Annotated in this window: 8 protein-coding genes; 4 read left to right on the forward strand and 4 right to left on the reverse strand. The window is 74.9% G+C overall.

The features are described from left to right. A partial coding sequence (locus tag ABZS66_RS58820) for an AAA family ATPase (RefSeq protein ID WP_354773270.1) occupies positions 1–1,104 on the reverse strand: 1,104 nt, incomplete at its 3' end. Between the two features lie 42 nt (positions 1,105–1,146). Between ABZS66_RS58820 and ABZS66_RS58825 the strand changes: the two genes are divergently transcribed. Next, positions 1,147–2,025, forward strand: a complete 879-nt coding sequence (locus ABZS66_RS58825; protein ID WP_354773272.1) for an ion transporter — start codon at positions 1,147–1,149, stop codon at positions 2,023–2,025. Between the two features lie 50 nt (positions 2,026–2,075). On the opposite strand, the gene ABZS66_RS58830 is transcribed toward ABZS66_RS58825, so the two are convergent. Genes ABZS66_RS58830 through ABZS66_RS58840 form a run of 3 tightly spaced genes read right to left on the reverse strand, consistent with a single transcriptional unit; the run spans position 2,076 to position 4,232 of the window. Then, positions 2,076–2,300, reverse strand: coding sequence for a DivIVA domain-containing protein (locus ABZS66_RS58830; protein ID WP_354773274.1), 225 nt, complete (start codon positions 2,298–2,300; stop codon positions 2,076–2,078). A gap of 35 nt (positions 2,301–2,335) precedes the next feature. Further along, positions 2,336–3,187: an aminoglycoside phosphotransferase family protein gene (locus tag ABZS66_RS58835; protein WP_354773276.1), complete on the reverse strand. Its 852-nt coding sequence runs from the start codon at positions 3,185–3,187 to the stop codon at positions 2,336–2,338. A gap of 13 nt (positions 3,188–3,200) precedes the next feature. Then, positions 3,201–4,232 (reverse strand): acyl-CoA desaturase, encoded by a 1,032-nt coding sequence (locus ABZS66_RS58840; RefSeq protein WP_354773278.1) that lies wholly within the window; start codon positions 4,230–4,232, stop codon positions 3,201–3,203. 114 nt (positions 4,233–4,346) lie between these two features. Here ABZS66_RS58840 and ABZS66_RS58845 point away from each other — a divergent pair, with 114 nt between their 5' ends. The 3 genes from ABZS66_RS58845 to lanL form a co-directional block, all read left to right on the forward strand. Continuing rightward, complete coding sequence (locus ABZS66_RS58845; protein WP_354773280.1) at positions 4,347–5,654, forward strand: sensor domain-containing protein; 1,308 nt, start codon at positions 4,347–4,349, stop codon at positions 5,652–5,654. Further along, positions 5,606–6,241: a response regulator transcription factor gene (locus ABZS66_RS58850; RefSeq protein ID WP_238010404.1), complete on the forward strand. Its 636-nt coding sequence runs from the start codon at positions 5,606–5,608 to the stop codon at positions 6,239–6,241. The genes ABZS66_RS58845 and ABZS66_RS58850 overlap by 49 nt, the downstream gene beginning before the upstream one ends. Positions 6,242–6,400: 159 nt before the next feature. Further along, a partial coding sequence (gene lanL, locus ABZS66_RS58855) for a class IV lanthionine synthetase LanL (RefSeq protein ID WP_354773282.1) occupies positions 6,401–8,355 on the forward strand: 1,955 nt, incomplete at its 3' end.

Below are 8,355 nucleotides of genomic sequence, written 5' to 3' on the forward strand. Positions count from 1 at the left end.
GGCGTGGGCCGCCGCGGCGCCGTAGTGGGCGACGGCCTCCCGGTGGGCGCCCTGCCGCGCGGCGCCGGCCCCGGCGACCTGCCCGTAGCGCAGCACCGCGTCGGCGTCGCCGGCCAGCCGCGCGTGGTGGACCAGCCGCCCCGGGTCGACGCCGGCCGTCCGGGCCAGCACGGCGAGGACCTGCCGGTGCAGCGCGGCGCGGCGGGCCGGCGACAGCGTGTCCTCGACGGCCGAGCGCAGCAGCTCGTGGCGGTACGCCACACCGTCGCCGGACGCCACCAGCACCCCGGCGGCGATCGCCGCGTCGACCTCGTCGAGCGCGCCGGCGACGAGGGCCGCGTCGGCCCGGGTCGGCACGACCGCGACGAGCTGGGCCAGCTCCCGCGCGGCCGGCGGCAGGTCGTGCAGCCGGCCGAGGATGAGGTCCTGCACGGCGGCCGGGATCGAGTCGCCCCGCAGACCCTTGAGCAGCTCGGTGACCAGCAGCGGGTTGCCGCCGGTGAGCCGGTACACGGCGGCGGCGTCCCGGCCGGCGCCCGCGGCCTGCTCGGCGACCGTCGCCTCGGACAGCGGCGCGAGTGCGATGCGCTCGACGATCGCGCTGGGCAGCGCGGCGAGGGCGGCCCGCAGCGGGTGGCCGGGGCCGAGCTCGTCGTCGCGGTGGGTGAGCACGAGCAGGGCGGGGATGCGGCCGATGCGCCGGCCGAGGTACGTCAGCCAGTCCAGCGTGGCCTCGTCGGCCCAGTGCGCGTCCTCGACCACGACGACGGGCCGGGCGCGCTGTCGCGGACCCGACAGTTCCTCCAGGAAGGCGGCGAACACGTCGCCCTGCGGGGCGCCCGCGCCGAGCCGCGCGGCGAGGACGCCGCCCGTGTGCCGGCCGATGTCCTGCAGGGGGCCCAGCGCCCGCGGGGTCACGAGCCGGTCGCAGCCACCCCACAGCACCCGGGCCCGCGCGCCGCAGCGGCTCGCGAACTCGCCCACGAGCGCCGACTTGCCGAGGCCGGCCTCGCCGGACACCACGGCGATGCGTCCGCCGTCGCCGCTGCGCCGCAGCAACTCGTCGAGCAGCGCCAATGCCGCCGACCGCTCCCAGAGCTCCACCCGGCGATGGTACGGCGGCGTTGCTGTGTAGGCTGCCGACCCGTGGACAGCACGCCGACTCGTCCGGTGTCCCGGCTGGCGGCCGCGTGCCGTGCGCTGGTCGCCGCCTCGTGGTTCAACGCCGCCTCGTTCGTCGTCATCCTGCTCAACGCGCTGACCCTCGGCCTGGAGACGTACCACGGGATCGTCGACACCGCCGGCGCCGTGTTCCACGTCCTGGAGTACGTCTTCCTCGCCTGCTTCTCGGTCGAGCTGCTCATCCGCTTCTGCGCGCACCTGCCGCGCCCCGGCGGGTTCTTCCGCGACCGCTGGAACCTGTTCGACCTCGCGATCATCCTGGCGCCGCTGGTGCCGGGCGTGCGGGAGAACGTGACGCTGCTGCGGCTGCTGCGCCTGGCCCGCATCGTGCGGGCGTTCCGGCTGTTCCCCAGCCTGCGCGTGATCCTGGTGGGCATCCGGCGCAGCCTGCCCGGCCTCGGCAGCTTCCTGCTCATCACGCTGCTGGTCCTCTACGGCTACGCGATGCTCGGCTGGATGATCTTCGGCGCCGCGTACCCCGAGCAGTACGGCACGGTCGGCCAGGCGATGCTGACCCTGTTCCTGCTGCTGTCGCTGGACGGCATCACCGACACGCTGCAGGCCGGCCGGGCGGTGACGGAGTGGGGCATCCTCTACTACCTGTCGTACATGATCGCGGCCTCCTACCTGTTGACGAACCTGCTGGTGGGCGTGGTCCTCAACGCGCTCCAGGAGGCGCAGGAGGTGGAGAAGGAGGCCGAGAAGGAGACCGCGGCGCCGGAGATCCCGTCACCGCGCACGAACATCGAGGAGCGGATCGCGGTCCTCCGGGCGGCCCTGGACGACCTGGAGCGCGAGGTCGCCCGCACCGACGCCGTGCCGGTGGAGGCCGGCGTCCGGTGACCCACCGGCTGTAGCCCGTCCGCGGGGCGGCCGGCGCGGGGCGCGGGCGGTCAGCGGTCGTCCGGGCGGCCCCGGGCGATGCGGCGGAGGTAGTGGTCGACATCCGTGCGGTCGTAGCCGCGCCAGGCGGTGTGGAAGGTGACCGCCTGCGCGTCGGCTCGGGCCTGGGCGTGGCGGGCGGGGTCGGCGGAGGCCAGGGCCTCGGTGGCGGTCCTGACGAAGGCGTCGACCTCGGTGCGGTCGTAGCCGCGGAACGTGGACGCGAACTCCCTCATACCTCCAGTGTGCACCGACGCACCTCGATCGCTACTCAGGCGATGGCGATCGACGCCGCGGCCGCCATCGCCTCCGCGCCGGCCGGCACGTCGCCGTGGTGGGCGTGCCACAGTGCCGTCTCCACGTACCGGGCCACGCACCAGCCCGCCACCCGGTCCCGGTCCAGGCCCAGCTCGTCCGCGAGGGCGGCCGGGTCGGTGCCGGCGATCTGCAGCAGCGGCCAGGGGTCGTACCCCGGGTCGCCGGTCATCGGCTTCGGGTCGATGGCGACCCAGCCCGCACCGTGCGACAGCACGTTGCCCGGGTTGCAGTCGCCGTGCAGCAGCACCGTCCGGGGCGCCGTCGCGGGCAGCTCGCGCAGCAGCCGGGCGCCCTGCGCCACCAGCCCCGGGTCGTAGGGCGGGCGGATCCGGGCCATCCGCTCCTCCACCAGGTCGGCCCACTCGCCGGTGACGGTGCCGAGCTCCTCGAGCCCGTCCGGCGGCGCCGCCTCCCACAGCTCCCGCAGCACCCGGCAGGCGTCCGGGTGGCCGGTCACCGGCCGGCCGGGGGAGCAGCGCTCCAGCAGCAGCGCGTGCCGGGCCGGGTCATGGGCGAGCAGCCGGACCGCGCCCCGCCCGTCCCAGGCCCGCAGCGCGGCGGCCTCGCCGGACATCTCCCGGTGCGGCCAGCCGATCTTCACGACGGCGGCGGTGCCGTCCGGCAGCTCGCACGGCGCGACCCAGCTGCAGCTCCCGCCGTGCAGCGGCGCGGCCAACCGGATCCCGAAGGCCTCGCGGACCTCGTCGATGAGCCGGGGCAGCGCGGCCAGCCAGGCCTGGGCGTCGCGGTTGCGGCCGAGGGTGACGACGACCGGCAGGGTCGGCGGTACCAACTCGTCGAGCACGCCGACAGTCTAGTTACGCCGCTCGGCGTGCCGTGTGCTCCGCGCGGGCCGGGGCGCCGACCTCGTGCAGGAACCGCAGGGCCTGCCGGTAGGACGTCACGAGGCCGGTCTGCACGTACGGGATCCCGACCTCTGCGCAGTACGCCTCGACGATCGGCTTCGCCTTGCGCAGGTTCGGCGCCGGCATGCCCGGGAACAGGTGGTGCTCGATCTGGTGGTTCAGACCGCCGAAGACCACGTCGACGAACCGCCCGCCGGTCACGTTGCGCGAGGTCAGGACCTGCTTGCGCAGGAAGTCCTCGGTACCGTCCGGGTGCGGCATGCCCTTGTGGTTCGGGGCGAACGTCATGCCGAGGTAGACGCCGAACAGCCCCTGGTGCACCAGCAGGAACGCGAGCGCCTGCAGCGGCGACAGGACGATCAGCAGGGCCGCCAGGTAGCCGACCGCGTGCAGGACCAGCAGCGTCGTCTCCAGGCCGCGGCGCTTCACCGTCCCGTTGCGCAGCGCCTTGACGCTGGACACCTTGAGGTCGACGGCCAGCAGCGTGAGCAGGGGGAAGAACAACCCCGCCTGGTGGCGGGTGATGAAGCCCTTCAGCCCGCGCCGGCCGAACGCGGACTCGGTGGCCCAGATGAGCACCTCGGGCGCGACGTCGGGATCGAGGTCGTCGTGGTTGGGGTTGTTGTGGTGGCGGGTGTGCTTCTCCACCCACCAGCCGTAGCTCATGCCGATGAGGAGGTTCCCGGCCACCCGCCCGGCGAACGAGCTGGGCTTCCTGGTGCGGAACACCTGGCGGTGGGCCAGGTCGTGCCCCACGAGCGCGAGCTGGGTGAACGTGATCGCCAGCACGGCCGCGGTCACCAGCTGCCACCACGACGAGCCGATGAGGACGAAGGCGGTCCAGCTGCCGACGAGCATGAGCGCGACGACGCTCAACCGGGCGACGTAGTAGGCGGGCCGGCGGTCCATCAGCCCCTGCTCGGTGATCCGCCGGGCCAGCACGGCGAAGTCACTACGGGTCGCCGTCGCGGCGGTGGTCGTCATGGCCCCAGCCAACCGCGCGGCGGGCGCGCCGTCAGGAGCGCTACGTCCCCCGGCATGGGGGTGCTAGCACCACCGCCCGACCGCCCGACCGCGGATCGCGGGCACAATGGTGTCGTGGAGACGGCGGGCGACGGCGCGCGCGCGGGCCGGTGGGCCCGGGCGCGGGTGCGTGCCGTGCTGTCGGGCCTGGCCGCGATCGGGCTCGCGTTCACCAACCTGCCACTGTTCGTGGCGTCCGTCGTCGTGCTGATCCTCACGCCGGTGCCGTTCCTCGGCATCGCGCTCGTGCCGTGGACGATGACGCTGGTCCGGATGCGGGTCAACCAGGAACGCCGGCGGGCGTCGCTGACCGGTGTCCTGGTGACCCGGCCGTACCATCCGGCTCCCGAGGGTGCCGTCGCCGGCGGCTGGCGGCAGTTCCGCTGGATCGTGACCGACCCGGCCACCTGGCGGGACCTCGCCTGGCTGGTCCCCGGCGCGCTGGTCGGGTGCGCGCTCGGGGCGATCGGCGTGCTGGTGCCGCTGTACGGGCTGGCCGGGCTGACCCTGGTGCCGGTGTGGATCTGGCTCGGCACCGGCTGGTACGGCTACGGCAGCCTCTGGGCCGTCGAGGGGCTCGGCACCATGCTGCTGTGCCTGCCGGAGGGCGCCCTCATCCTCGTCGTCGGCCTGTGGGCCGCACCCTGGCTGCGCCGCGTCGACGCCCACTTCGCCCGGCTCTTCCTCGCCCCCACGCGCGCCGCCGAGCTGCGGCTGCGGGTCACGCAGCTGACCGTGACCCGGGCCGACACGGTGGACGCCCAGGCGGCGGAGCTGCGCCGGATCGAGCGCGACCTGCACGACGGCGTCCAGGCCCGCCTCGTCTCACTGAGCATGATCATCGGCCTGGCCGACGAGCTCATCGACCGCAACCCGGCCGAGGCGCACAAGCTGCTCGCCGAGGCGCGCGAGTCCAGCGGGACGGCCCTCGTCGAGCTGCGGCACCTGGTCCGCGGGATCCACCCGCCCGTGCTGGCCGAGCGCGGGCTCGCCGGTGCCGTGCGCGCGCTGGCGCTGGGCCTCCCGGTGCCGATCACGGTCGGCGTCGACCTGCCCGGCCGGCCCGACACACCCGTCGAGTCGGCCGCGTACTTCGTCGTCGCCGAGGCCCTGACCAACCTGGTCCGGCACAGCCGGGCCCGGACCGGCTCGGTGTCGATGCGCCATGCGGACGGGTTGCTGACGATGGTGGTCGCCGACGACGGTGGCGGCGGCGCCGACCCGGCCGTCGGCACCGGCCTGCGCGGCATCGAGCGCCGGCTGGCGGCGTTCGATGGCACGATGGCGTTGTCGAGCCCGCCGGGCGGCCCGACCGTCATCACCATGGAGGTGCCGTGCGCGTTGTCATCGCCGAGGACCATGCCCTCCTCCGCGACGGGCTGACCCGGCTGCTGCAGGCGTTCGACTTCGACGTCGTGGCGGTCGTCGACAACGGCCCGGCGCTGCTGCCGGCCCTGCTCACGCACCGGCCCGACGTGGCGGTCATCGACGTGCGGCTCCCGCCGACGTTCACCGACGAGGGCCTGCAGGCCGCGATCGAGGCCCGGGCCCAGGTGCCCGGCCTGCCGGTCCTGATGCTGTCGCAGCACGTCGAACCGCTGTACGCCCGGGAGCTGCTCGGCACCCCGGCCGGCGGCGTCGGCTACCTGCTCAAGGACCGGGTGTCGGACGTCGGCGCGTTCGTCGACGCCGTCCGCCGGGTCGCCGACGGTGGCACGGCCATGGACCATGAGGTCATCACGCAGCTGCTCGCCCGCCGCGAACCGCTCGCTGTGCTGACCACCCGGGAGCGCGAGGTGCTCGGCGAGATGGCCGAGGGCCGCTCCAACGCCGCGATCGCCGGCAAGCTCGGCATCACCGAGAAGGCCGTCAGCAAGCACATCAACAACATCCTGACCAAGCTCGACATGCCGCCGTCCGACGACGACAACCGCCGGGTGCTGGCCGTGCTCGCCTACCTCAACGCCTGACCGCCCGGCGCCGACCGCATCGACGGCGATCGACGCTCTCGGCCGCCCGCACGCGTTCCCACCAGCGGAGACCCTCGCTTCAGTGCCGTTTCCGCGCCGTTTCAGCGGCCCCTGTCAACCTCGGTACCGCTGACGGCGGAACGAGGCGAGGGAGCGGTGATGGGACAGGCGTTGACGGCCGATGCGGTGCTGCTGACCGACGTGGTGCGGGGCGTGCTCGATCGGAACGGCGGGCAGCGGTGGACCGTGCAGCCGACGCCCGCCTGGTGCCACCTGACGGCGCCGACGCCCAACGCGCGGCGGCACGGGTGGAAGCTGCACCTCTCGGCGACCCCGCTCGCGGCGCCGCTGGTGCTGGCCCGGGCGGCCGAGGTGCTGGTCCAGGCCGGCTGCTCGTTCAAGTTCGGCACCGACCTGGCGCGGGTCGCGCAGCTGGTCGACAGCTGGTACGACCGCGGCGGCGCCGGCAAGTTCATCACCGCCTACCCGGTCGACGACGACGAGTTCCGCGCCCTCGCGGCGCGGCTGCACGAGGCCACCCGGGGGCTGCCGGGGCCGCGGATCCTGTCCGACCGGCCGTTCCGGCCGGGCAGCCTGGTCCACTACCGGTACGGCGAGTTCCACAGCGAACGGGTCTTCACCGACGACGGCGTCATGGAGTCGCGCATGGCCGGGCCCGACGGCACGGTCGTCAAGGACGTGCGGGCCGCCTGGTTCAGCCCGCCGCCGTGGGCGACCGCGCCGTTCCCGGACGCGCCCGCCGAGCCCGACACCGCGCCGGAGGAGGTGCTGCTCGGCGGCCGGTTCCGGATCCGTGAGGCGATCCGCCACGCCAACAAGGGCGGCGTGTACCGGGCGGTCGACGACCGCGACGGCGCCGACGTCGTCGTCAAGCAGGCCCGCGCCCACGCCGGCGCGCTGCTGGACGGCAGCGACGCCCGCGACCGGCTGCGGGAGGAGGCGCGGCTGCTCGACGAGCTCGTGCCGCTCGGGGTCGCGCCGCACCGGGTGGCGCTGTTCGAGGAGCAGGGTGACCTGTTCCTCGCCCAGGAGTACCTGCCCGGGCGCACGCTCGACGCGTGGGCGCGGGAGCGGACGGCCGGCGTCGAGACCGTGGCCGAGCTGGGGCTGCGGCTCGTCGACCTGATGCGCGAGGTGCACGACGCCGGCCTGGTGATCCGCGACTTCAAGCCGCAGAACGTGCTCGTGTCGCCGTTCGACGAGGTGCACCTCATCGACGTCGAGTTCGTGACCCCGGCCGGGCGCGACGGGCTGCCCGCCGGTACCGCCGGATTCATGGCACCCGAACTGCGGGACCCGGACTCGGACGCGCTGGCCGGCCCGGTGTCGGACTGCTTCAGCCTGGGCGCGACCCTGTTCTGCGCGGCCACCGGCCTCGGCCCGTCGTGGGTCTCCGACAACCCCGGCGTGGCCCGCACCGCGGCCGAGCGGGCGGCGCTGCTGGACCGGATCGCCCGCACGTTCCCGGACCTCGCCGCGTTCGCGCCGCCCGTCCTCGGGCTGACCGACCCCGATCCGCAGGCCCGCTGGACCCTCAAACGCGCCGAAGCGCATCTGATGTCGATCGGCGATTCCGTGGTACCGCTGAAGCCAGGACCAGCCGGGGAGCCCGACGGCGTCGACCGGCTGATCGCCGACGGCCTCACCCACCTGCGGCAGGGCATGACGCCGGGCGCGCCGGCACTGTGGCCGCAGCGCGCCGACTCCCGCGACCACGACGCCGCCAACCTGTGGACCGGCGCCGCCGGCGGCCTCGCGGTGCTCACCCGGGCGGCGCGGCTCACCGGCGACCCGGCCCTGCGCGCCGACGTGACCCGGGCGGCGGCGTGGCTCGACGAGCGGCTGTTCGCCGTGCCGCGGTTCCTGCCCGGCCTGTGCTACGGCCGCGCCGGCACCGCCTGGGCGCTGCACGACGCGGGGCAGTTCCTCGGCGACGACCGGCTCACCACCCGCGCCACCGACCTGGCCGGCCGGCTGCCGCTCGCCTGGCACAGCAGCGACGTCACCCACGGGCTGTCCGGCGCCGGCCTGGCCCACCTGCGGCTGTGGCGGGACGGCGGCGACCCGGCGGCGGGGGAGCGGGCGGCCGCGTA

It is taken from the genome of Dactylosporangium sp. NPDC005572 (genome assembly GCF_040605515.1).
GTDB lineage: Bacteria > Actinomycetota > Actinomycetes > Mycobacteriales > Micromonosporaceae > Dactylosporangium.

Bases quoted from the DNA above. Each gene is read 5' to 3' on its own strand.
- ABZS66_RS58830 (WP_354773274.1), bottom strand. From the start codon at position 2,300: ATGAGGGAGTTCGCGTCCACGTTCCGCGGCTACGACCGCACCGAGGTC.
- ABZS66_RS58840 (WP_354773278.1), bottom strand. From the start codon at position 4,232: ATGACGACCACCGCCGCGACGGCGACCCGTAGTGACTTCGCCGTGCTG.